Source organism: Massilia sp. CCM 8734 (assembly GCF_011682155.1).
In the GTDB taxonomy this organism is placed as follows: Bacteria; Pseudomonadota; Gammaproteobacteria; order Burkholderiales; family Burkholderiaceae_D; genus Telluria_A; species Telluria_A rubra.
Genome location: NZ_WHJI01000027.1, coordinates 1 through 23,219, shown reverse-complemented (window position 1 = coordinate 23,219; position 23,219 = coordinate 1). Strand labels below are relative to the sequence as shown.

19 protein-coding genes are annotated in these 23,219 nt (G+C 64.6%); 15 read left to right on the top strand and 4 right to left on the bottom strand.

Annotated features, from left to right (window positions below; translation table 11 throughout):
* Positions 1-99: 99 nt before the first annotated feature.
* On the bottom strand, positions 100-1,164 hold the full coding sequence (gene pstS, locus F2P46_RS22525) for a phosphate ABC transporter substrate-binding protein PstS (RefSeq protein ID WP_166894347.1): 1,065 nt from the start codon (positions 1,162-1,164) through the stop codon (positions 100-102).
* 245 nt (positions 1,165-1,409) lie between these two features.
* On the opposite strand from pstS, the gene F2P46_RS22520 reads away from it, so the two are divergent.
* The 11 genes from F2P46_RS22520 to F2P46_RS22470 all read left to right on the top strand — a co-directional run bounded on the left by F2P46_RS22520 (position 1,410) and on the right by F2P46_RS22470 (position 13,348).
* Positions 1,410-1,748, top strand: a complete 339-nt coding sequence (locus F2P46_RS22520; protein ID WP_166894343.1) for a hypothetical protein — start codon at positions 1,410-1,412, stop codon at positions 1,746-1,748.
* Between the two features lie 121 nt (positions 1,749-1,869).
* Entirely contained in the window at positions 1,870-3,285 is a 1,416-nt protein-coding gene (locus tag F2P46_RS22515; protein WP_166894341.1) for a TolC family protein, read from the top strand.
* 3 nt (positions 3,286-3,288) lie between these two features.
* The gene (locus F2P46_RS22510; RefSeq protein WP_166894338.1) at positions 3,289-4,818 is read left to right on the top strand and encodes an efflux RND transporter periplasmic adaptor subunit; all 1,530 of its coding nucleotides are present in this window, start codon (positions 3,289-3,291) and stop codon (positions 4,816-4,818) included.
* A gap of 8 nt (positions 4,819-4,826) precedes the next feature.
* A complete protein-coding gene (locus F2P46_RS22505; RefSeq protein WP_166894336.1) occupies positions 4,827-7,952 on the top strand; it encodes a CusA/CzcA family heavy metal efflux RND transporter in 3,126 nt (1,041 codons plus the stop codon).
* 94 nt (positions 7,953-8,046) lie between these two features.
* Positions 8,047-8,487 carry a hypothetical protein gene (locus F2P46_RS22500; protein WP_166894334.1) on the top strand — a complete coding sequence of 147 codons (441 nt, stop codon included), beginning with the start codon at positions 8,047-8,049 and terminating at the stop codon, positions 8,485-8,487.
* A 130-nt stretch (positions 8,488-8,617) separates the two neighbouring features.
* Positions 8,618-8,911 carry a hypothetical protein gene (locus F2P46_RS22495; RefSeq protein WP_166894332.1) on the top strand — a complete coding sequence of 98 codons (294 nt, stop codon included), beginning with the start codon at positions 8,618-8,620 and terminating at the stop codon, positions 8,909-8,911.
* A gap of 248 nt (positions 8,912-9,159) precedes the next feature.
* Positions 9,160-9,336, top strand: coding sequence for a PEP-CTERM sorting domain-containing protein (locus F2P46_RS38850; protein ID WP_166894330.1), 177 nt, complete (start codon positions 9,160-9,162; stop codon positions 9,334-9,336).
* 119 nt (positions 9,337-9,455) lie between these two features.
* Positions 9,456-10,238, top strand: a complete 783-nt coding sequence (locus tag F2P46_RS22485; protein WP_208296730.1) for an ATP-grasp domain-containing protein — start codon at positions 9,456-9,458, stop codon at positions 10,236-10,238.
* Between the two features lie 197 nt (positions 10,239-10,435).
* Positions 10,436-10,696, top strand: a complete 261-nt coding sequence (locus tag F2P46_RS22480; protein ID WP_166894328.1) for a hypothetical protein — start codon at positions 10,436-10,438, stop codon at positions 10,694-10,696.
* Position 10,697: 1 nt separating this feature from the next.
* Positions 10,698-12,128 carry a DUF692 family multinuclear iron-containing protein gene (locus tag F2P46_RS22475; protein WP_166894326.1) on the top strand — a complete coding sequence of 477 codons (1,431 nt, stop codon included), beginning with the start codon at positions 10,698-10,700 and terminating at the stop codon, positions 12,126-12,128.
* A 197-nt stretch (positions 12,129-12,325) separates the two neighbouring features.
* Positions 12,326-13,348 (top strand): serine hydrolase domain-containing protein, encoded by a 1,023-nt coding sequence (locus F2P46_RS22470; protein WP_166894324.1) that lies wholly within the window; start codon positions 12,326-12,328, stop codon positions 13,346-13,348.
* A 3-nt stretch (positions 13,349-13,351) separates the two neighbouring features.
* On the opposite strand, the gene F2P46_RS22465 is transcribed toward F2P46_RS22470, so the two are convergent.
* Entirely contained in the window at positions 13,352-14,128 is a 777-nt protein-coding gene (locus F2P46_RS22465; protein WP_166894322.1) for a glutaminyl-peptide cyclotransferase, read from the bottom strand.
* A 136-nt stretch (positions 14,129-14,264) separates the two neighbouring features.
* Here F2P46_RS22465 and F2P46_RS22460 point away from each other — a divergent pair, with 136 nt between their 5' ends.
* The 3 genes from F2P46_RS22460 to F2P46_RS22450 all read left to right on the top strand — a co-directional run bounded on the left by F2P46_RS22460 (position 14,265) and on the right by F2P46_RS22450 (position 19,637).
* The gene (locus tag F2P46_RS22460; RefSeq protein ID WP_229509405.1) at positions 14,265-14,762 is read left to right on the top strand and encodes an arsinothricin resistance N-acetyltransferase ArsN1 family B; all 498 of its coding nucleotides are present in this window, start codon (positions 14,265-14,267) and stop codon (positions 14,760-14,762) included.
* 85 nt (positions 14,763-14,847) lie between these two features.
* On the top strand, positions 14,848-18,195 hold the full coding sequence (locus F2P46_RS22455; protein ID WP_166894318.1) for a DUF2339 domain-containing protein: 3,348 nt from the start codon (positions 14,848-14,850) through the stop codon (positions 18,193-18,195).
* 17 nt (positions 18,196-18,212) lie between these two features.
* Positions 18,213-19,637, top strand: a complete 1,425-nt coding sequence (locus F2P46_RS22450) for a DUF3999 family protein (protein ID WP_166894316.1) — start codon at positions 18,213-18,215, stop codon at positions 19,635-19,637.
* Positions 19,638-19,655: 18 nt separating this feature from the next.
* Here F2P46_RS22450 and F2P46_RS22445 read toward each other — a convergent pair whose 3' ends face one another.
* Both F2P46_RS22445 and F2P46_RS22440 read right to left on the bottom strand, forming a co-directional pair.
* Complete coding sequence (locus F2P46_RS22445) at positions 19,656-20,891, bottom strand: DUF445 domain-containing protein (protein ID WP_368737943.1); 1,236 nt, start codon at positions 20,889-20,891, stop codon at positions 19,656-19,658.
* 14 nt (positions 20,892-20,905) lie between these two features.
* Entirely contained in the window at positions 20,906-21,409 is a 504-nt protein-coding gene (locus F2P46_RS22440; RefSeq protein ID WP_166894314.1) for a pyridoxamine 5'-phosphate oxidase family protein, read from the bottom strand.
* 331 nt (positions 21,410-21,740) lie between these two features.
* Between F2P46_RS22440 and F2P46_RS22435 the strand changes: the two genes are divergently transcribed.
* Positions 21,741-23,030, top strand: a complete 1,290-nt coding sequence (locus F2P46_RS22435) for a hypothetical protein (protein ID WP_368737942.1) — start codon at positions 21,741-21,743, stop codon at positions 23,028-23,030.
* Positions 23,031-23,219 lie beyond the last annotated feature (189 nt).

Sequence of the window (23,219 nt, the reverse complement as noted above, 5' to 3'; positions counted from 1 at the left end):
CGGCGCCTTGCCTACAAGAATAGGCTCTTAGTACTGCCGACAGTGATGTCGGCAGTCGTTTCCCCGCCACCGCGGTGAGCTGGCCGCCCCGGCGCTGGCTTAACGCAAATTAAGCGCCTCGGACAGCGACCACTTGAGCGGCGCGCCGCTGGCGTCGGTGATCGTGGTCAGGTCGCCAAAAATACGGCCCTGCATGCTGTCCGGCAGGCGCACGAAGTTGGCGTTGCCGACAATCGCGTCACCGTGCGCAAAACCCCAGGCGAAGAATTTCAGGGTGGCGATGGTCTTTTCCGGATTGTTGCTCGCTTGCGAAGCAACAATGAAAGTGCCCGACGTGATCGGCCAGGTGCTCGGGCCGACACGGTCGGTCAGCATTTCTTCGTATTTGGCCTGGGTAACCCACGGGCTGTTCAGCAGCGCGGCCGTGAAACCTTCGGCGCCCGGCGCGACGACCTTGCCGTCGCGGTTTTTCAGGCGCGTGAAGGCCAGTTTGTCTTGCACCACGTATTGATAATCAACGTAGGCAATCGCCCCCGGAGTCTGCTTGAGCGCGCTGACAGCGCCGTTGCTGCCGTTAACCTGCGTAACGCCGTTCGCCCAGGCGACCGTAAAGTTGCGGCCGTAGGCTTGCTTCCAGGCCGGGCTGACTTTGCTCAGGTAATCACTGAAGTTATAGGTCGTACCGGAGCCATCCTGGCGCGCGATGACGCTGATGCCCAAGTCCGGCAATGCCACACCCGGATTGGCGGCCGTCAGCTTTGGATCGTTCCATTTGGTGATCTTGCGTGAAAAGATTTCGGCCAGCAGTTCGCCGGTCAGTTGCACTTCACCGCGCTTGAGACCTGGCAGATTGACCACTGGCACCACGCCCGAGACGGCGCTCGGGAAACAAATCATCTTGCCAGCCTTGAGATCGGCCTGTGATGGTGCGATATCGGTCGCGCCGAACTCGACGGTTTTAGCCTTGACCTGCTTGATGCCTTCGCTCGAGCCGTTGGCCTGGTAGTTCAATTTGAGGTTTTGCGACTTGCCATACACATCGGCAAGTTTGACGTACAGCGGCTGCGCTGCGGACGAACCGGCACCGCTGATATCGATGGCGTGGGCCGCAAAAGTGGATAAAAGTAATGACAGCGTGACAGTAGTTTTTACAGCGGAGAACATAAATTCCAGGGGTCTTAAAGTAATCGGAACCGCGCCGGCTGCAAGGCAGCCAGGAAACGAGCAACCGAAGAGAATAACAGATGTACAACACCCCGACAATCCGTGCAACTACTTAGTTTTGCTTAAAAGTAGGGGAAATCCCCAAGTAAACAGTCACTTATGAGTATTGCATAAAGAATATCCCGTCCGGATGGATAGCGGCCACGCACCGAGCGCGCCGGCGTCGCTGCTGTTACAATCCCCGGATGCGACGTTTTTTCATTATTTTCATGCTGCTGATCTTCCCGCTCCAGGTGAGCTGGGCGGTTGCGAGCGCGTATTGCGCGCATGAACCTTCGTCGACCATATCGCATCCCGGCCATCACGAGCATGGCGGCGACGATCATGCCAGCCATGACAACTCACCGTTCGGTATCGACCAGGATTGTGGCGACTGCCACTTCACCAGCGTCGGCATCACCACCTCCACCAGCGGCGCCATCGCGCCACCGCCCACGGCGTACGCCCACGCGGCCGACGCCGCGCGCCCTGGCACCTTGCGCCCCGTCCGTCCTGAACGTCCCAAATGGCAAGGCCCTGCCTGATCCGGCTGCCGCTGCCGCACTTCTGATACCAGCTCATCGCTGGACGTCACTGCCGTAATCGACACATGCACCGCTGGCGCGCCCGGCCGGATTCCCTTGTCTTTTCAACCAGGAGAATTCGATGTACAAACTCGTCTTGCCGTTTGCGATCGCTGCGGCATTGCCCTGCCATGCGCAGGCTCAAACTACAATGAATGCCAAGGCGCCGGCCGTCGCGGCGCCAATCCCCGAGAAGGCCGGCTCGCCCGTACTACCGTTGCGCGCGAAAACCACTGCGGCGAATCCGCCCGTTGCGGCGCACGTCAATCCCGGCATGCAAGCGGCCCCGCTCAGTGCGGTGATGCGTCCGGCAACTGATGCGGCCCCTACTCTGGCGCCGCTGTTGCTGGCCGGCGCGTTGGCGCGCGTGCTGCAAGCGAACCCCGATCTGCGCGCCGGCGCGCATGAAATCGGGGCCCAGTCCGGCGCCGTCATGCAGGCTGGCGTCGCCCCCAACCCGGAGCTGTCCACCTTGGTCGAAGACGCGCGCGAACCGACCAGGACCACCACCGTCCAGCTCAACGTTCCGATCGAACTGGGCGGTAAGCGCACGGCGCGCGTCAATGCCGCGCAGCTCGGGCAAGACGCCGCCGGCGCCGAACTGGCCGTCAAACGCAATGCCGTCCTGGCCTCGGCGCGGGCCGCCTTTTACGACCTGCTAGCCGCGCAGCAACATCTGCGCATCGCCAACGAATCGCTGGCCCTGGCCGATGGCGCGCTCGCCGCTGCGTCCAAACGCGTCCTGGCCGGCAAGAATTCGCCGGTCGACGAGACGCGCGCCCGCATCGCCGCCACCAGCGTCAAAGTCGACCTGGCGCAGGCCGGCGGCGAACTGGCCGGTGCAAAAAACCGCCTCGCCGCGCTCTGGGGCGGAACCGGGCGCGACATCGGCCCGGTCGCGGGACAGCTGGACCGCCTGCCGCCACAACCCGCCCTGTCCCATCTGATGGAGCGACTCGGCGCGGCGCCCGCATTACAGTTGGCGCAGGTCGAACTGGCGCGCCGGCAAGCCCTGTCGCAGGTCGAACGCGCCGGTCGCGTGCCCGACCTGACCGTCAGCATCGGCGCCAAGCGCGAAGGGCAAGCGGGCCGTAACCAGGCGGTGTTTGGCCTGGCCATTCCCCTGCCCCTGTTCGACCGCAACCAGGGCAAGCTGCACGAAGCGCTGCAACGCAGCGACAAGGCCCGCGTCGAACTTGACGGCGCCCGCGCGCGCCTGATCAACGAACTGGCTCAGGCGCACGAAGCCCTCGCCGTCGCCCGTGAACAAGCCCAACTACTGGGCGACGACATCTTGCCCGGTGCGCAAAGCGCCTACGAGGCCGCCCGCACCGGTTTCGAGTACGGCAAGTTCAATTTGCTCGATGTAATCGACGCCCAGCGCACCTTGTTGCAAGCGCGCACCCAGCACCTGCGCGCCCTGGCGGACGCCCATCGCGCCGCCGCCGACATCGACAGCATCCTCGGCGCCCAAGGCGCCACCCAGACAGTGGAGTAATGCATGAAAACCCCTTTGAACAGAAAACAAGTTATCGTCATCATCATCACCCTACTGATCGGCGCCCTGCTCGCGGCGCTGATCATGACGCGCAACAGCGCACAGCCGCAGCGCGACGACCATGAGGAGCACGGCGGCCATGCCGAAACGGACCAGGTCGACCATGGCGGCAAGCCGCACCAGGAAGACGCGGTCCCGGCGCGCGGCCCGCACGGCGGCAAGCTGTTCGTCAGCCAGGGCTACGGCCTGGAAGCGACTATCTTCGACCACAGCGCCGGCCCGCAGTTCCGTATTTATACCTACCAGGACGGGAAGGCACTCGATCCCTCGGCCAGCAAGGTCCAGGTGACGCTCGAACGCCTGGGCCGGCCAGCCCAGACCATGCGTTTCGCACGCGAAGAAGACTACTTGCGCGGCGACGCCGTGGTCGGCGAGCCGCACTCGTTCAAGGTTGGCGTGCTGGCGGAGCACGGCGGCAAGACTTACCGCTTCGCCTACGACCAGGTCGAGGCGCGGGTGACGATGTCGGAAACCCAGGTCGCCCAGAACGGCATCGACATCCACACCGCCGGTCCGGCGCGCATCAAGAGCGTGCTTAAACTCAATGGCGAGATCGCCCTCAACGCCGATCGCACGGTGCAGGTGGCCCCGCGCCTGGCCGGCATGGTCGAGTCGGTCAGTGCCAATGCGGGCCAGACGGTGCGCAAGGGCCAGGTGCTGGCGGTACTGTCGAGCCAGGCCCTGGCCGGCGAGCGCAGCGCCTTGCTGGCCGCGCAACAGCGCCTGGTGCTGGCGCGCAGTGTGTTCGAGCGCGAGCGAACCTTGTGGCAACAGAAAATCACAGCGGAACAGGATTATCAGCAAGCCCGCGCCGCCATGCAGGAAGCCGAGATCGCCACCCAGGGCGCGCGCCAGAAACTCGATGCGCTCGGCGTCGGCGCCGGCAGCCTCCGGCAGCTGGCGCGCTATGAAGTACGGGCCCCGATCGATGGCGTGATCACGCAAAAAACCGTGGCTGCGGGCGAATCGGTGAAGGAAGAAGCCAGCTTGTTCGTGGTGGCCGACATGTCCACCGTCTGGGCCGAGCTCTCCGTGAGCGCGCGCGACCTGGAAACCATACGCCAGGGCCAGAATGCCACCGTGCGCGCGGCCGACGCCAGCGCCAGCGGCACCATTTCCTATGTCAGCCCCCTGGTCGGCGAGCAAACCCGGGCCGCCAAGGCACGCGTGGTCTTGCCCAACCTCAAGGGTGTATGGCGTCCCGGACTGCCGGTGACGGTGGACGTGGTTGCCGCCGAGGTCACCGTGCCGGTCGCGGTGCTGCTCGAAGCGGTGCAGAACGTCAATGAATTGCCCTCGGTTTTCGGCCGTTACGGCGACCATTTCGAAGCGCGCCCGCTGGTGCTTGGGCGCAGCGATGGCGAGTCGGTCGAGGTGCTCAGTGGCCTGCTGGCGGGCGAGAAATATGCCGCCAAGAACAGCTTTTTGATCAAGGCCGACCTCGGCAAAGCCGGCGCCAGCCACGACCATTAAGGACCGCCATGTTCGATACTCTGATCCGTTTTTCCATCGAACGCCGGTCGCTGGTGCTGATGCTGGCCGCTTTCATGGCCGCGCTCGGCATCTATAGTTATCGCCAGTTGCCGATCGATGCCGTGCCCGACATCACCAACGTCCAGGTCCAGGTCAACACGTCCCTGCCCGGCTATTCGCCGCTGGAAGCCGAGCAGCGCATCACCTTCCCGGTCGAAACGGCGATGGCCGGCCTGCCCGGCCTGGAACAGACCCGTTCGCTCTCGCGTTACGGCCTGTCGCAAGTGACCGTGATTTTCAAGGATGGCACCGACATCTATTTCGCCCGTCAACTGGTCAACGAACGCCTGCAACAGGCGCGCGCCGGCCTGCCCGCCGGCGCCTCGCCGGAGATGGGGCCAATGTCCACCGGCCTGGGCGAGATCTATATGTGGACCGTGGAAGCGAAGCCCGGCGCGCTGAAAACCGACGGCACGCCGTTCAACTCCACCGACCTGCGCCAGATCCAGGACTGGATCGTCAAGCCGCAGTTGCGCAATGTGCCGGGCGTAACTGAAATCAACACCATCGGCGGCTACGCCCGCGAAATGCACGTGGCCCCGAATCCGGGCCAGATGGTGGCGCACGGGCTGGCCCTGTCCGATATCGTCGAGGCGCTGGAACGCAACAACAGCAACGTCGGCGCCGGCTACATCGAGCGCGGCGGCGAGCAATACCTGGTGCGCGTGCCGGGCCAGGTTGGATCGAGCGAGGATATCGGCGGCATCATTTTGCGCTCGTCGCAGGGCGTTCCGCTGTACATCCGCGACGTGGCCGAGGTGGGCGTGGGCAAGGAACTGCGCACCGGCGCCGCCTCCGAGAACGGCCAGGAAGTCGTGCTTGGCACGGTATTCATGCTGATCGGCGAGAACAGCCGGGCCGTCTCGGCCGCGGTGGACAAGAAACTCGGCGAGATCAACAAAACCCTGCCGGCCGGCGTGATCGCGCGCACCGTCTACGGCCGTACCGACCTGGTCGACAAGGCGATCGGCACCGTGCGCCAGAACCTGCTCGAAGGCGCGGCGCTGGTGATCATCGTGCTGTTCCTGTTCCTCGGGAACATCCGTGCCGCGCTGATCACCGCGCTGGTCATTCCCCTGGCCATGCTGGCCACCTTCAGCGGCATGGTCGCCAATGGCGTCAGTGCCAACCTGATGAGCCTGGGTGCGCTCGACTTCGGCATCATCATCGATGGCGCCGTGGTAATCGTGGAAAACTGCGTGCGCCGCCTGGCCCACGCCCAGGCCGCCGCTGGCCGCCCCCTCACGCGCGACGAGCGCCTGCGCGAAGTGTTCGCCGCCGCCGGCGAAGCGCGCCGCCCGTTGCTGTTCGGCCAGCTCATCATCCTGGTGGTGTACCTGCCGATCTTCGCCCTGACCGGCGTCGAGGGCAAGATGTTCCATCCGATGGCGTTCACGGTCGTGGCCGCGCTGGTGGCGGCGATGGTGCTGTCGGTCACCTTCATTCCGGCCGCCGTGGCGCTCATGATCGGCAACAAGGTCAGCGAGCACGACAGTCGCCTGATGGCCTGGGCGCGCCGCGCCTACCTGCCCCTGCTGCGCCGCTCGAGCGCCAACAAGGCGCCGGTGCTGGTCATTGTCGGCGTAATCATCGGCCTGTCGGCGCTGCTGGCCACGCGCCTGGGCAGCGAATTCGTGCCCAGCCTGAACGAAGGCGACATCACCATGCACGCGCTGCGCATTCCCGGCACCAGCCTGACCCAGGCGGTCGAGATGCAACTGGCGCTGGAACGCACGATCAAGCAACTGCCCGAGGTCGATACCGTGTTTTCCAAGATGGGCACGGCGGAAGTGGCGACCGATCCCATGCCGCCCAGCGTGGCCGACACCTTCATCATGCTCAAACCCGAATCCGAGTGGCCCAAGCCGAAGCGCAGCAAGGAAGAGTTTCTTGCTGCGCTGGAACAGGCGGTTGGCAAGGTTCCGGGCAACAACTACGAGTTCACCCAGCCGATCCAGATGCGCTTCAACGAGTTGCTGTCCGGGGTGCGCAGCGACGTGGCGATCAAGGTGTTTGGCGACGACAGCGCCGTCATGGGGCGCAGCGCCGAACAGATCGCCGCCGTGCTCGAAACCATCCCCGGCGCGGCCGATGTGAAGGTCGAGCAGACCACCGGCTTGCCGATGCTCACCATTCGCATCGACCGCGCCCGCACCGCGCGCGTGGGCGTGAACGTGGGCGACGTGCAGCAGGCGATCGCCACCGCCATCGGCGGGACCGGCGCCGGTTCGCTGTTCGAAGGCGACCGCCGGGTCGACATCGTGGTGCGCCTGCCCGAGAACCTGCGCGCCGACCTGGACGCCATCCGGCGTCTGCCGATCCGGGTGGCGGCGCGCGAGGGCGACCGGGCGGCCGCCTATGTGCCGCTGGGCGACGTGGCGCAGCTGGACATGGCGCCCGGGCCGAACCAGATCAGCCGCGAAAATGGCAAGCGCCTGGTGGTCGTGACCGCCAACGTGCGCGGGCGCGACATCGGCTCGTTCGTGGCGGACGCGGGCGCGGCCATCGGCCAGCAGGTCAAGATTCCCCCTGGGTATTGGATAACCTGGGGCGGCACCTTCGAGCAGTTGCAATCGGCCACCAGGCGCCTGCAGTTGGTCGTGCCGGCCACCCTGGCGCTGGTGTTCATGCTGCTGTTCGTCATGTTCGGCAATATGCGTGATGGCTTGCTGGTGTTTACCGGCGTGCCGTTTGCGCTGACCGGCGGCATCGTGGCGCTGTGGATGCGGGGCATTCCGATGTCGATCTCGGCGGCGGTCGGGTTTATTGCCTTGTCCGGCGTGGCGGTGCTCAATGGACTGGTGATGATTTCGTTCATTCGCGGCTTGCGGGCGGAAGGCATGCCGCTGGCGCAAGCGGTGGAAAGCGGGGCGATGACGCGCTTGCGGCCGGTGCTGATGACGGCGCTGGTGGCCTCGCTCGGCTTCGTGCCGATGGCGCTGGCGACCGGCACCGGGGCGGAAGTGCAGCGGCCGCTGGCGACCGTGGTGATCGGCGGGGTGCTGTCATCGACCTTGCTGACACTGCTGGTGCTGCCGCTGCTGTATCAATGGGCGCACCGGCGCGATGCCTGAGCCGAGATGCGGGCGGCGACGCCGCCCGCATTCACTCCCTCATTCATGCCGGCGCATATACTATGACGATATATGTAGCGCAACTGGAAATTGAATGCCTTACGATATTACTTGCTGGGTTGAAGTCGGCACGGAACCGATGAAATCGGCCTCGCCCAAGGTGGTGCCGGCGTCATGGGTGGCTATAAAGGAGTTGAGTCATATCAATTTTCGTCCAGACTGTTTTTCCGCGGACGTGTTTGCACTTGCCAAACATGCCGACGAGGGAATGGGTATCTTCGCCGATCGCGGGATACCCGGCAATCCCAGTGGCGCGGTGATTGATTTTTTGGCCGCGATCGAGCTGGAAACAATCGCCGACGGGGGAGACCTGGGTTTTATGGGACACACCTACGTCACCCTGCTTGAGCTGAAACGCATTGCGTTGCCGTCGAGTGGTCAATGGCATATGCTGCTGCAAAAAATAGCGGCGTTTCAGCGAGAATCAGGGCATGCCGATTCCGAGGTGAGGCTCGTATTGATTGGCGATTGGTGAGAACGTCAAACAGGGCCTATGGGCTAACGCCGGGACGCCCTGACAAGCCGCCCGCAACGACAGGTCCCGGACAGTCGCACATCACGCAGTTGGCCCGGTTCAGAACCAACAACGTCCTGCGGAAAGCGCGATGAGTAAAGAACACATGAAAATCGACCTGACCTACGCCCGCTCGCCGCTTTACGTGCGGCAGACCGTTGCACTTGCGTTTGGCATCCCCCTCGGCCAGGAATTCACCTGGCACATCCTGCGCGACCGCATTTGCGGACTGCCCGCATCGGCATTGCCGAAGAGCATTACATTCACAGGCTTGAGTCAAATGAGTATGATCATCCGGGAGGAGTCGGAAAACCTGAGCGCGTTCTTACGTGAGCTTCGGCGATATCATCCTCATATCGAAGTCTGGATTACCATTCTTGATTGACGTTGCAACGACGGTCGAAAAACCCGCCTTGCACGCTCATGATGGCGAATCTGGTGATCACGGCAAGGGTGGATTTGATCAGCCCCCCCTTTTCCTCAGCTCGAGAAGTTTCGGCTTGCCATGGGCATCCAGGCGAAGATTGAAACTGCGGTCGTCTTCGGTGTTTCCGCACCTCGAACGCTGCGGACTTTGCCGGCATCAATGCCGCTCTCGACAATGCCCAATGGGGCGCCGGCGACACCGTGTGCATGTATACCAACGCATGGGGATACCCGGGATGGGAGTTGCACACCCGCAATGTTAGCCTTGACATGAGCACGGGCGTCATTGCTGTTCTGGAGCCGTCGAGCAATGCCATGCTGCTGGGCGGCCTGACCCTGCTCGGCGGGGCCGCGTGGCGGCGCCGGGATAAAAGGAGGACTTGATGCTGTCGTGCTGCCGCACGGGTCGCGACGCCGGCCTGCCAGACATGTTGCGCATCCCGGAGCCAGCGCGCAACCGTATCAGGCAACAGCATCTTCCCACCGGGCCGATCCGGTAAGATGTGGTCAGACAACTCACGCCCGACGTTCCCACCATGCCGACCCTGATCCTCACGCCCCGCTACACCGACGACGCCCAAGCCCTGTGGAAAGCCGCCGCCGGCCTCGGCTGGCAAGTCGAACGCCTGACCAGCTGGCGCGTGCCGGTCCCTTTGCAAGCATTGCCCGATCCGGTGCTGTACGGCGAAGCGCTGTTCGGCCCCACGCTGGCGGCGGAACTGGGCCTGGAGCTGCTCAACCCGGCCGAAGACTGGCTGGTGCGGCTGCCGTTCGACTACCGCAAGCGCGCCATTTCCTTGAGCACGCTGGGCCAGGCGCGCAAGCTGGCGGCGCCAGCCTTCGTCAAGCCGCCCAACGACAAGAGTTTTCCGGCCGCTGTCTACCGCGGCGCCGACCTGCCCACGGAGTATGACGACGACATGCCGGTGCTGGTGTCCGAGGTCGTTACCTGGGAAAAAGAATTTCGCTGCTTCATCCTCGATCGCACCCTGCGCACCTGGACGGTCTATTCGCGCGCGGGCCACTTGCAGCGTGACGCCGGTTTCCACAGCACCCTTGAGGAAGATGCGCAAGTTCAAGAGTTCATCGCGCGCCTGCTGGCCGACCCGGCCGTCGACCTGCCGGCCGCCACCGTGGTCGACATCGGCACCATCGCCGGCCTGGGCTGGGCCTGCGTGGAGCAAAATGCAGCCTGGGGCGCGGGCATCTATGGCTGCGACCCCGGCCAGGTGCTGGCGGTGTTGCAGCGTGCCTCGATCCGCACGATCACCGTCAAAAACATGTGAAGTGTCGCGAATCAAAGACGTTCCGCACTGGCCTTTGATGCCGCGCAAAGTCGGTGCACTTGATGCAAGGCGCGTGAAAGGTGATGCCTATACTTCTAACAACAGCCAGCCTCAGCATTAACGCCGGGGCCGTGCTGTCGGGGAAATGCGCCGCATTTTCGAGGGGACAATCACACATCACACAGGAGCGTCACATCATGGATACCAACGCCGTCGATCTGCGTACCACCCGGGCCACACAACCCATCGACCGGGCCGTCAGCGTTTCGCTGCCGAGCCAGGTATATTTCGACCTGGACCAGTTCCAGCGCGTCCAGAAAGAGCTGCTCGGCCAACTCGGCTGCCCGGCCTGCACCTCGGGCTTCGATATCCGCTACGATATCCAGCGCCGCTTCATCGTCGACGCCAACCTGGCGCTGCAAGCGACCGGGCTGGCGCAAAACCAGCTCTCGCCCTGACATGCGCAACCTGCCCGAAACAGGCGTCGGCATGGTTTGCCTGCCCGGCCTCGAAGCGTTCATCGAGGCCGCGCACGACCTGATCGACGTCATCGAAATCGAGCCCCAGCCACTATGGTTCAAGTCGGCGGCCGCCGGGGTGCCGTACGCGGTCAATGCCGATGTCCTGGCGCAGCTGTGCGCCGATCCGCATCCGAAACTGGTGCATGGCGTCGGTTTTCCGGTCGGCGGCAGCGTGCCGCCCGAGCCGGGCCAGGTGGCGCTGTTTGTCGATGTGGTCAAGGCGCTGGGCGCGTCCTGGGCCAGCGAGCACCTGAGTTTTTCGCGGGTCGACGGCGCCGACGGCGTTTTCAATACCGGCTTTTTGCTCCCTCCCGTGCAAAGCGCGCAAACCGTGGCGCTGGCCGCGGCAAATATCCGCGCCCTGAGCGCGCAATTGCCGGTCCCGTTTGCGTTCGAAACCGGCGTCAACTACCTGCGCCCGATGCACGGCGAAATGTCGGACGGCGCCTTTTTTGGCGCGATCGCCGAAGAAGCCGATTGCGCCATCCTGCTCGACCTGCATAATCTGTGGTGCAACGAGAAGAATGGCCGCCAGGGCGTGCTGGCGGCGCTCGATGAAATGCCCTTGGAGCGCGTGTGCGAAGTGCACCTGGCCGGCGGCGACCATCTCGACGGGTATTATCTCGACGCCCACTCCGGCCTGGTGCCGCCGGAGCTGATGCAACTGGCGCACCAGGTGCTGCCACGGCTGCCGCATCTGAAGGCCCTCATTTTCGAGATCGTGCCCGCCTATATGCCGGCGGGCGCCATCACCGAGCGCGAGCTGCGGGCGCAGTTGCTCGACCTGCGCCAGCTGTGGGACGAGCGCGCCAAGCGCCTCCAAGTCGCTTGCGGCGCGCCGCGCGCCATGGCCCGCAACATCACGGCGGCCGACAGCGCCTTGCCCTCGCCGACCGAGTGGGAGCGCGCCCTGGCCGGGCGCGTGCTCGAATCGGATGCCGACGCGCCCTTTGCGCAGGTATTCGACGCCGACAATGGCGTGGCCGTCCTGCGCCAACTGGTGGCGGCGGTGCGCAGCGGGACCATCGTCGATTCGATGACGCTCAGTTACCGCCTCATTGTGCTCAGTCTCGGCGAACCGGCGTTTCTGGCGCTGCTGCGGGGGTTCTGGAAAACCCGCCCGCCCGAACCGTTTGCCACCGAAGAAGCGCTCAATTTCGCCGAATTCCTGCGCACGCAGGCGCTCGCCATTCCGCATCTGGACGAGGTGCTGGCGTTCGAACTGGCGTCGCACCAGGTGCGCATGTACGCGCAGCATAAGACTGTGCGCTTTACCTGCTCGCCGCTGCCCCTGCTGATGGCCTTGCGCCAGGCGCGCATGCCCGATTTTGCCGACCGGGGCGATTTTGCGCTGACCATCGAGCCATAAAGGCGTGCGATCATCAAAACAATGGTTGAACCCTGGTTCCCGATATCTTACGATGCCGGGAGTGTCGATCATCAAAGGTTCCAATGCAATCGAAATGCGTGCCGATGTTGTCGGCCCTGCCCATCCCTGCCCTCCTGATATCGCTATGTTTGTCCGGATGCGCGTCTTCCAACCGGCCCGATCTGGCGTCGCTGGACATGCGCGAGACCTTGAAGGTTCTCGCCAAACAGCACCATGTGTGCGGTGCGGCCCTTGCGGTCATCAAGCAGCGCCAGCTTGCATCGATCGATACGGCGAGCGGCTGCCTGCCGGCGCCGGCGGTCAATGGGGACAGCGTTTTTCAGGCGGCATCGCTCAGTAAGCCGGTGTTTGCCTATGCGGTACTGAAGCTGGCGGCGCAAGGAAAACTCGAACTCGACGCGCCGCTCATGAGGTATTTGCCGCAAGGTTACCGGCACCAGTTCGATCCCCTGAAAGCGCAGCCGTCCGAACTGGTGACCGACCCGCGACTTGCGGCCATTACCGCGCGCATGGTGCTGAACCACACCTCGGGATTGCCGAATTGGGCGTCCGGGCCACTGCGTTTCGAGGCCGCTCCCGGAACCGCATGGCATTATTCGGGCGAAGGCTATGTGCTCTTGCAGCGCGCTGTGGAGGCAATCACCGGCCAGCGGCTCGATCAATTCATGCGCGCGCAGGTATTCACGCCCTTGGGCATGACCCACAGCGACTATGCATGGAGCGAACGCATCGCCCCGAACCTGATGCCGGGAACCAAGGCGAATGGCGCACCGAGGGCGGGCCTGACGCTCAATGAGCCGAATGCCGCGTTTTCTCTCCACACCTCGGCGGCCGATTATGGAAAATTCCTCGTCGCGCTGCTTGGCGATGACGAGATCCTGGCGCAGTTGAGCGCATCGCCAGTGGCAGTCGATGCGGGCCTGGGCCTGGGTTGGGGCTTGGGATGGGGAATCGAGCGCGATCGGGACGCGTCGTATATTTGGCATTGGGGAAACAATACCGGCTACCGCGCCTTCGTGATGGCCTCTGCCCGGACCGGAGACGGCTTTGTGATACTGACCAACAGTGAAAATGGCCTGGAACTGGCGCAACCACTGGCACAAAAAATCGTGCCGGGCGAGCACAAGCTGTTCCGCTCACCGATCCTGGGAACGGATATGTTGAACGTGCTCTGCAACACCCTGCATATCTGCCTGTAGCGCTCAGCGCGGCTGGCGTCGCACCAGTTCGATCTCGAACAGCTTGGGCCACAGTTTGCCGGTGACGAACAGGCGCTTTTTCTTGCCGTCGTAGGCGATGCCGTTGAGTACATCGACCGTCCCGCTCGCGCGGCTCTTTTCATCGAGCAAGCCGGCCAGGTCGATCCAGCCGACCACCTTGCCGCTGGCCGGGTCGATCCGCGCGATCACGTCCGATCCCCACACATTGGCATACAGTTCGCCGTCGACCCACTCCATCTCGTTGAGGCGGTCGATCGGCTTGCCCTCGGCGGTGACCTGGATGCGCCGTACTTCGGCCAGGGTCTTGGGATTGAGCACGCGTATGACGGCGCTGCCGTCGCTCATGAACACATCGCTGCCGTTATTGGCCAGGCCCCAGCCTTCGCCGGGATACGAAAAAGTCTGCTTCATCTTCAGCGTGGCCTTGTCGAACACAAAGCCGACGTGCGAAGTCCACGTCAGCCCGACGATGGTGTTGCCGACATCGGTGATGCCTTCGCCGAAGTAGTCGGAGGCGATGTCGGTCTTCATCAGCACCTTGCCGGTCTTCAGGTCGGTCTTGCGGACCGAGGACTTGCCGTTCAAGCCTGTGCTTTCGTACAAAATGCCATCGGTATAAAACAGGCCCTGGGTAAATGCGTCCGGATCGTGCGGGTACGTATTTTTGACCAGGAAGCCGTACACGGGAATGGCCGCCTGCGCGGCGGCGGCGGCGCCGGCCAGCAGCGCAGCGGCGGCCAATAGGATCAATCTCTTCAAACAACACCTCGGGTCGGAGCGATGAAACGGTCGTCGTGCCGTTTCTCAAGGCATGAATACTAATACAATTGAGCAGGAACGGCGTCGCAAGCGCGGGCGCTGCCGAAAAATTGATCACTCACCATGGGAGTCCTGCTTGAATATTCGCGATGCCGCAGCCGGCGATGCCGCCGGAATTGTTTCGATCTACAACCATTTCATCCTCACCACCAGCATTTCATTCGAAGAAGAAAGCGTCAGCCAGCAAGCCATGGCCAGCCGCATCGCCGACATCCAGGGCGGCGCGCTGCCCTTCCTGGTGCTCACCGATGGCGACACCATCACCGGCTATGCTTACGCCACCAAATGGCGCGTGCGCCACGCTTACCGCTTCGCCGCCGAAACCTCGATCTACCTGCTGCCCGGCCACGGCGGCAAAGGCCACGGGGCGGCGCTGTACACCGCCCTGCTGGCGCGCCTGGCCGAGGCCGGTATTCACATGGCCATCGGCGGCATCGCGCTGCCCAATCCCGCCAGCGTGGCCTTGCACGAAAAATTCGGCTTCAACAAAGTCGCCCACTTCAGCGAGGTCGGCTTCAAGTTCGGGCGCTGGATCGACGTCGGGTACTGGGAGCTGAAACTCGAAGGCGCTTAAGAAGCCACTCCCAATCTATCAGTCGCGGTTTCTCTTGGGAATGATAGTATGCAAAATTGCCTAGTTTGCAAGCCAAGGAAAATTGATGGACGTATTTCTATTGTTGCTGGTGGTGGCGTCTTACGCGTACTTCCTCAGTGTGAGCAAGGATGCTCGACGGCGTACCGACGCGCTGGAAAAAAAGCTGGCGGAACTGAAAGCGGAAGTTGTCGCGCTCAGGGACGAAACGGGGCAGCGCACCGTCGCCGACTCGGCGGCGACGGCGATGGCCGCGACGGTCCAGGGCGCGCTGGCGCGCAACGAGGCGGCCAGGGCGGCCAGGACGGCGGCCAGGGCGGCGCGCATGGCGCCGGATATAGACACTGCCGCCACTGCCGCCACTGCCGCGAAAGCCGTGGACGCTGTGGACGTTGCGCCGCAGGCAGCGCCGCAACCGATTGCGCCGTCAGCGCCAACGCCGCTGAAAGCGCCGCCCGTCCTCCCGGCTGCGCAGCCCGTTCCTGTCGCCTCCGTACCTGCGGCGCCGGCTTCCGTGCCGCCAACACCCGTCGCGCCTCATCCTGAGCCTGCCCGTGCGCCGCAACGCCCCGCAGCGTATGCGCAACGCGGCGATACCACCCCGGCCTGGGTCGCGGCGGCAAAAAACTGGATGTTCAGCGGTAACCTGGTCGCCAAGCTCGGCCTGCTGATCCTGTTCATCGGCGTCAGCTTCCTGCTCAAATACGCGGTCGAACGCAACATTGTGCCGATCGAGCTGCGCCTGGCCGGCATCGTCATCGCCGATATCGCCCTGCTGGCCTGGGGCTGGCGCATCCGCGAGAGCCGGCGCGGCATCAGCCTGCCGGTGCAAGGCGCGGCCCTCGGCATCCTGATGCTGGTCACCTTTGGCGCCTTCCGCATGTACCACCTGATCCCGGGTGGTCTGGCGTTCGGCCTGCTGTTCGCGCTGACCTTCTTCACCTGCCTGCTGGCGGTGCTGCAGAATGCCTTCTGGCTGGCCGTGTTCGGCATTACCGGCGGTTTCCTGGCGCCGATCATGACGTCCACCGGCCAGGGCAGCCATATCGGGCTGTTCTCGTACTACGCCTTGTTAAACGCCGGCATCCTCGGCATCGCGCTCAAGCGCGCCTGGCGCACGCTCAACCTAATCGGCTTCGCGTTCACCTTCGTCATCGGCACCGCATGGGGCGTGTTGCGCTACGTACCCGAAAATTATCTGTCCACCCAGCTGTTCCTGATCGTCTTCGTGCTGTTCTACGTGGCCATCGCGATCGCTTACGCGCAGCGCCAGGCGCCCGCGCTGAAGAATTATGTCGACGCCACCCTGGTGTTCGGCGTGCCGCTGGTGGCCTTCGGCCTGCAGTACAGCCTGCTCAAGGACACCCGTTTCGGCGTGGCCTTCTCGGCGCTTGGCCTGGGCCTGTTCTACACCACGGTCGCGCTGGTCATGTGGCGGCGCGGCGCGCAGAACTTCCGGCTGCTGGTCGAATCGTTCCTGGCCATGGGCCTGGTGTTCGGCACGCTGGCCCTGCCGTTCGCGCTGGACGGCCGCTGGACCTCGGCCGCCTGGGCGCTGGAAGGCGCCGGCGTGGTCTGGGTCGGCCTGCGCCAGCGCCAGGCGCTCACCTGCGGCTTCGGCTTGCTGGTGCAAGCCGGCGCGTGGATCTCCTTCCTGGCGGCGATCGCCGGCATCGGCGGCGGCGCCGACGCGGCCAATGCCAACCTGTGGCTGGGCTTCCTGCTGTTGACCGGCACCGCCTTCCTGATGGCCACCAACTTCCGCTCGCGCGAAGCCGACCTGCCGTCGCCGTTGCCGCGCGGGCTGGGCGGCGCTTTCCTGACGGTGGCGGCGATCTGGCTGGTCGCCGGCGCCTGGACCGAAGCCATCCTGCGCAGCAGTGGCGGCGTCCAGGCCACCCTGATGGCGGCCAGCGCCCTGGTGTCTTCGATGATCCTGGCGTTGATCGCCAGGCGCATGCAGTGGCCGCTGGCGCGCGCGCTCGCGCTGGTCGTGCAGGTGGTGGCCGGCGCGGTCCTCGCGCTGCTGATCTGCGCCATGCTGCTGTTCGCGTTCGACCCCGACGTCCCGCTGTTCCGGACCCCGTTCCTGGCCGCGCTGCTGATCTTTGCCGGCGCCATCTTCAGTAGCTGGGCCATGCAACGCGGAGCGCAGCCGCAACAGCCAAAGCTGTCGCACATCATGCTGCTCTGGTCGGCTGCGTGGTGGTTCGTTCCGGTCCTGATGCTGTTCTGCGTGTGGCTGACCCGTCACTATCAGTTGATCGCCGGCGGCTATTCGCACGACACCGCCTCCTTGTACGCCTATGGCGTGGCGCTGGCGCTGTCGGCGATCGCGTTCGCGGCGGCGGCAAAGCGCCTGGCCTGGCCGGCGCTGCGCTGGTTCAGCGGCGCGGCCTGGGCCGGCCTGGTGGTCGCCACCGCCTGGACCCTGTCGGTGCTGTACGGCGGCGACACGGTGGCGCTCGAAGCGGGCGTGGCGCTGGCCTGCCTGTGGCTGACCTCGGAGTACATGCTCAAGCGCTGGCCGGCCAACGGCTGGGCCGTGGCCACGCCCTGGCTGGAGCTGCTGCACACGGTCCGCACCGCTGGTCCGTGGCTGGTGATCTGGCCGGTCGCCTCGATCGCGGTATCGCGCTGGCTGTTCGGCGTCGATAACGCCGATGCGGTACTGCTCAGCCAGGCTGGCTGGCAAACCAGCGGCAGCTGGGCGCGCTTCATCCCGGCCTGGCTGATGATGCTCGCCATCGTCTGGCTGATCGGCCGCGCGCGCGCCGACAAGTGGCCGGCGGCGCCGGTCGCCAGTTGGCACCGCAGCACCCTGATCCCGCTGGCGACCGGCTGGTCGCTGATGCTGGCCGCCGTCTGGAACCTGACCCAGGATGGCGCCATGGCGCCCCTGCCCTACCTGCCGGTTCTCAATCCGCTCGACCTGACCACCGGCTTCGCGGTGGTGCTGGCGGTGGCCTGCTACCGCATGCGCCTGGTTGATGCGCGCACCGACGAGGATCGCTCGCTGCTGGCGCCCGTACCCACGGTGCTGGCCTGGGCCGGCTACGCCTGGTTCAACCTGATGCTGCTGCGCACGGCGGCGCATTATCTGCACATTCCGTACACCGGCGCGCAGTTGTTCGGCTCGCAGTTCATCCAGGCCATGCTGTCGCTGGTGTGGAGTATTTCGGCCCTGCTGCTGATGTGGCGCGCGGCCAAGCACGCCTCGCGCAAGCAGTGGGTGATCGGTGCGGTGCTGCTCGGCCTGGTGGTCGGCAAGCTGTTCCTGGTCGACCTGTCGAACGTCGGCGGGGTGGCGCGCATCGTCAGCTTTGTCGGGGTCGGCCTGCTGATGGTCATGATCGGCTATATTGCACCGTTCCCAACGCAACAAGAAAGCGCGCCGGAAGCACCGGCGCCATGAACCAAGGATCCACGTTGATGTCAAATATTCCCAAGGCTTCGCTGTACCTGGCGGCGCTGGCCGCGGCAAGCTCCCCCCTGGCGCTGGCCGAGGCCCCGCCCAGCGACCTGCCGGGCGACTACCGCCACGCCTTGCCGCTGACCGTCAGCGGCAAGGAATCGGTGGTCCAGCTGCGCCTGCCCAAGGACGTGTACCTGCACGCCCGCACGGCGGACTTGCGCGACCTGCGCCTGTTCGATGCGCAGGGCAACAAGCTGGCGTTCAGCTTGCAGGAGCCGATGCCGCGCGCCGAGCGCTCGCGGCGCGACTTGCCGGTGCGCCTGTTCGGGGTGCAAACGGCGCGCCCGGCCGGCTCCCTTGCCGACACCGACATCGAGGTGCAGCGCTCCGGCGACGGCACGGTGCTGTCGGTCAGCGCGCGCACGCGGCCGGTGACGGGCGCTGCCAATGGCGGCATGGACACGCTCGTGCTCGACCTCGGCGCCAGCGCCGCGGCCGCCACCATCGATGCGCTGCGCTTCACCCTGCCCGCCGGCGTGAGCAGCTACAACGCGCGCGTGGTGCTGGAAGTGAGCGACGATCTGAAGCACTGGGATACGGCCGGCGAAACCGACCTGTCCTGGCTGGTCAACGAGCGCAACGAAACCCTGGCCAGCGACCGCATGGACTTCGAAGCGCGCGCCTTCCGCTATGCGCGCCTGAGCTGGCGCCAGGGCAAGCCGCTGCAGTTCGCCGGCATCACCGCCGAGTCGCCGCTGAACACGGCGCTGGCGCCGCAGGTGGAACGCCTGCTGATCCAGCCCAAGCCGGGGCGCTTTGCCAACGACCATGTGTATCCCGCCTCGGTGGCCATTCCGGTGCAGCGCATCGGGGTTGACCTGGGCGAGCAGAACGTGGTCATGCCGGCCCAGCTTGGTCATTACGTGGAATTGCCCGACCGCGAGGGCGGCAAGACCAGCACCTGGCACTTCGAACCGCTGGCGGCGGCCACCTTCTACCAGTTGACCCAGGGCGGCAAGCGACGCGCCTCGGGCGACATCGGCATCACCCCGGCGCACCAGGCCGAGTGGGTGCTGCGCACGGAAACGGCCGGGGCGGCGGCGCCGGCCCTGCGCCTGGCCTGGACCCCATCGACAGTGGTATTTCTCGCCAATGGCAAGCCGCCCTACCGGCTGGCCTTCGGGCGCGCCGACGCCAAACCGGGCGCCAGTTCGCTGGCGCAGGTGGCGCCCGGCTTTACTCCCGCCGAAATCGCCGTCCTCGAAAGCGCGCTGGCCGGGCCGCTGCAAACGTCCCAGGCCGCTGTAACCGAAGGTCCCGGCGCGGCCGACAAGGCGGCCGACGCCGCGCGCATGCGCATGTTCGCCCTATGGGGCGCGCTGCTGGCGGGCGTGGGCGTACTGAGCTTTATGGCGTGGCGCCTGATTAAGCAGATGAAATAGCAAGACCGGCGTGCGGCGTCAGGTGAACAAGAGGGACACGCAATGCAGCGCCAGCCCCACCAGGCCGCCGACGATGGTGCCGTTGATGCGGATATATTGCAGGTCGCGCCCCACGTGCAGCTCGAATTTGCGCGCGATGGTGTCGGCATCCCAGCTGCGGATCACGCGCCGCACCAGGGCGATGATCAGTTCGCGCCTGGACACGATGGTCTGCGCCGCGAAGGTGCGCAACCAGTCGTTGATGCGCTGCTGGATCGCCGGATTGCGCTCGAGCGCGCGGCTGAACGCCTGAAAGGCCGATTGCAGGTGCGCCGACAGTTGCGAATCATCCGATTCGGCATCGGCCAGCAAGCGGTCGCGCACGTCTTCCCACACCTGGCCCACATAAGTGCGGAACAGTGGATGGTTCAGGCTGCTCTCTAACAGGCCGCGCAACTTTTCTTCGTATTCCGGCGAGTGCGCCAGGTTCTCGATCAGCTCTTCGGTGGCGGCCTGGAAGCGCACCCGCCATTCGCTGTCCTCGCCCCGGATCTCTTCCAGCGTATTTTGCACCGCTTCCATCAGGCGCTCGTAGAATTTTTCGTCTATGGCGCGCGGCAACCAGCGAGGGCTGTGCTCGTGTACTTTCTGGCGGATGTAGGGGCGATGCGCCTCCAGCGCGCCTGAAACGAGCCCGAGCAGGCGTTCCAGCAGCACATGATGCTGGCGCCCCGCCACCAGCACCGACAACACTTGCGACAGGATCGGCGCCAGCTTGACGTCCTGCAGCGCGCCGGACAGCGCCTCGCGCAGGAAAGCGGCGGCGTCCTTGTCGTCGATCATGCGCAGCAGCACCGGCACCGCGCTGACGGCCTGGTCGGCCACGGCGCGGCTGTTGGCGCTCTGCGCCAGCCAGTGCGCGGCCGAGCCGGCGAAGTCGATGCGCACCAGTTCGGCGTGCACCACATCGTAGCTCATGAAATTTGTTTCGAGAAAATTGCCCAAGTTTTCGCCGATCTTTTCCTTATTCGTGGGAATGATGGCGGTATGCGGGATGGGCAAGCCCAGCGGATGGCGGAACAAGGCGGTCACGGCGAACCAGTCGGCGATCGCGCCGACCATCGCCGCTTCCGCGAACGCGGCCACGAAGGCAAACGCCGCATGACGCGGCTCGAGCAGGCGGGCGGCAAGGAACACCAGCGCCATCGCCACCAGCAAGCCGGTGGCGATCCGACGCATGCGCGTCAGCCCTGCCTGCTGTTCGCTTTCGCGCACGGAGCGAGGCGTAATCAGAGCTTGATCGTGCCGTGTTCGCCCGGATCGACGTCGGGCGTGGTGCCGGTCAGGACGGCCTTGGCCATTTCGAACAGGCTGACCACCTTGCCGCCGGTCGAATCCCAGTACTCGGCGCTGCTCGAGACCACGCGCACCAGCACCACATGCGCATCATCCGGGCCGTGCGGGTACCAGGCCTGGACCGCCGGGTTCCACATGGCCTTGATCTTGGCGCGGTCGACGATGCGCTCGGCGCGGCCGCTGACCGACACATAGGTATGGTCTTCCGGCTCGGCGAAGCTGACGTTGACGTCGGGGTGGGCGACGATGTCGTCCCACAGTTCGCTATCGGTCGAGGTGTAGAACCACAGGTTGCCTTCGTTGTCGGTTTCCTGGTTGGTCATCGGACGGCTCACGAGGCGGCCCTGCGCGTTGACGGTGGTGAACATGGCGAAGCGAATCGACTTGATCTTGGACTTCAACTCAGCCACTTGATCGGAATGGTTATATGCTGACATGGGCTTTTCCTTCACGCAGTTCTAGGTTATTAAGAAACTGTATCGTAATCGCAATGGTCGAGCGCTTCTGTGCGCAAGCGAACTTATTGCGCAGCATGGCCGGATGAGCCAGGTCGCGCGGACCGATCACCGGGTTTTCACCCGCCCTTCACCACATCAGCTCGAAAAACTCCCCATTGGTTCAATTGCGCACATTGATGCGTATCAGTTTGCGCATTGAGCGCGCGCTGATACTGAAAGAAGACCAACCAGGAGCCAACGTGAGTATCCCCGGCGACGAGCAAGCGACCATCCTGCACGACCCGCACGCCTCTTTCATCGAGAGCCTGGGGTGTTCACGCGCCAGCACCGGGCCGGGCACTGGTCGGGCACCTTCGCGCAGTTCATGGAGCAGGTGCTGCCGCGCATGCCGCAGCAGGTCGCGCGCAGCTCGCACCAATATATATGGGACATGATCCGCGCCACCTGCGCTGATGGTGGCGACGGCCACTTCCGCTGCCGCCTGTTCGGGGAAGACCTGTTCGGCATCGACGACGCCATCGACCGCGTGGTCGACTACTTCAAGGCGGCCGCCGCCGGGTCCGAGGTCGGGCGTCTCCTGTTGCTGCTGCTCGGGCCTCCCTCGGGCGGCAAGTCGACCCTGGTCATCCTGCTCAAGCGAGGGCTGGAAGAATACAGCTACACCGACGACGGCGCGCTGTACGCCATCGGCGGCTGCCCGGTGCGCGAGTCGCCCCTGCACCTGATTCCGCACACCCTGCGCGCCAGTTGCCGCAACACCTATGGCATCGATATCAGCGGCGACATCTGTCCGCATTACCGCGCCCGTCTTGAAGACCAGTACGCGGGCGACTTCATGCAGATGCCGGTCGAGCGCTTTTTCGTGTCCGAAGCGGGGCGCAGCGCGATCGGCACCTACGCCCCGCACGACCCCACCACGGCCGACCTGGCCGACCTGGTCGGCTCGGTCGACCTGTCCAAGGTGGCGCAATACGGCGACGAGGGCGATCCGCGCGCGTGGTCGTGGTCGGGCGCGGTGTACGCGGCCAGCCGGGGCGTGCTGGAGATGATCGAAATTCTCAAGGTCAAGCGCGAATTCCTGTACCTGCTGCTCACGCTCACGCAAGAAAAGAACGTCAAGGTGTCGCGCTTTCCGCTGATCTACCTGGACGAAACGATCCTGGCGCACACCAACCTGGCCGAATTCCGCCGCTTCCTGCAAAAAAGCGAGAACGAGGCGCTGCTCGACCGCATGGTGATCATCCAGGTGCCCTACACCCTCAACTACAAGGAGGAGGCGCGCATCTACGAAAAGCTCATTTCGTCGGCCGCGCCGGCGTTTCGCGACGTGCATCTTGATCCGCACGTGCTGCACGCGGCGGCCGTGTTCGCGATCCTGAGCCGCAGCCAGGATGGCGACGACAAAGAGGTGGAACTGGTCAAGAAGGTGCACATTCACGCCAACGAAGAAGTCGACGGCATGAACCGCGCCGACGTGCGGCGCATCAAAGAAAAAGACAAGGCGCCCGACGAAGGCCTGGCCGGCGTGTCGCCACGGTTTGTGATCAATGCCTTGTCGAACGCGGGGTGTAAGGTGCAGTGGAACGGAAAACCGGGTTAAGGCTCTAACGACTGGATTGCGCCATGGAGCTAACCGTTCGATAGTGTCTATCCCGATGAGAGTGCGCTCACGGAAACAGGCCTGCTTATCACTACATGCCTATTTTTTTGCTTTGGTGCCGCTAGCAAATAACTCAATCTTGCGCGTGGGACCGGAAACAATGAGTAGATCAGCAGGTTGTACGGATGT

Coding starts and splice junctions, on each gene's coding strand:
- pstS (WP_166894347.1), bottom strand. CDS start 1,164: ATGTTCTCCGCTGTAAAAACTACTGTCACGCTGTCATTACTTTTATCC.
- F2P46_RS22520 (WP_166894343.1), top strand. CDS start 1,410: ATGCGACGTTTTTTCATTATTTTCATGCTGCTGATCTTCCCGCTCCAG.
- F2P46_RS22515 (WP_166894341.1), top strand. CDS start 1,870: ATGTACAAACTCGTCTTGCCGTTTGCGATCGCTGCGGCATTGCCCTGC.
- F2P46_RS22510 (WP_166894338.1), top strand. CDS start 3,289: ATGAAAACCCCTTTGAACAGAAAACAAGTTATCGTCATCATCATCACC.
- F2P46_RS22505 (WP_166894336.1), top strand. CDS start 4,827: ATGTTCGATACTCTGATCCGTTTTTCCATCGAACGCCGGTCGCTGGTG.
- F2P46_RS22500 (WP_166894334.1), top strand. CDS start 8,047: ATGCCTTACGATATTACTTGCTGGGTTGAAGTCGGCACGGAACCGATG.
- F2P46_RS22495 (WP_166894332.1), top strand. CDS start 8,618: ATGAGTAAAGAACACATGAAAATCGACCTGACCTACGCCCGCTCGCCG.
- F2P46_RS38850 (WP_166894330.1), top strand. CDS start 9,160: ATGTATACCAACGCATGGGGATACCCGGGATGGGAGTTGCACACCCGC.
- F2P46_RS22480 (WP_166894328.1), top strand. CDS start 10,436: ATGGATACCAACGCCGTCGATCTGCGTACCACCCGGGCCACACAACCC.
- F2P46_RS22475 (WP_166894326.1), top strand. CDS start 10,698: ATGCGCAACCTGCCCGAAACAGGCGTCGGCATGGTTTGCCTGCCCGGC.
- F2P46_RS22470 (WP_166894324.1), top strand. CDS start 12,326: ATGCGCGAGACCTTGAAGGTTCTCGCCAAACAGCACCATGTGTGCGGT.
- F2P46_RS22455 (WP_166894318.1), top strand. CDS start 14,848: ATGGACGTATTTCTATTGTTGCTGGTGGTGGCGTCTTACGCGTACTTC.
- F2P46_RS22450 (WP_166894316.1), top strand. CDS start 18,213: ATGTCAAATATTCCCAAGGCTTCGCTGTACCTGGCGGCGCTGGCCGCG.
- F2P46_RS22440 (WP_166894314.1), bottom strand. CDS start 21,409: ATGTCAGCATATAACCATTCCGATCAAGTGGCTGAGTTGAAGTCCAAG.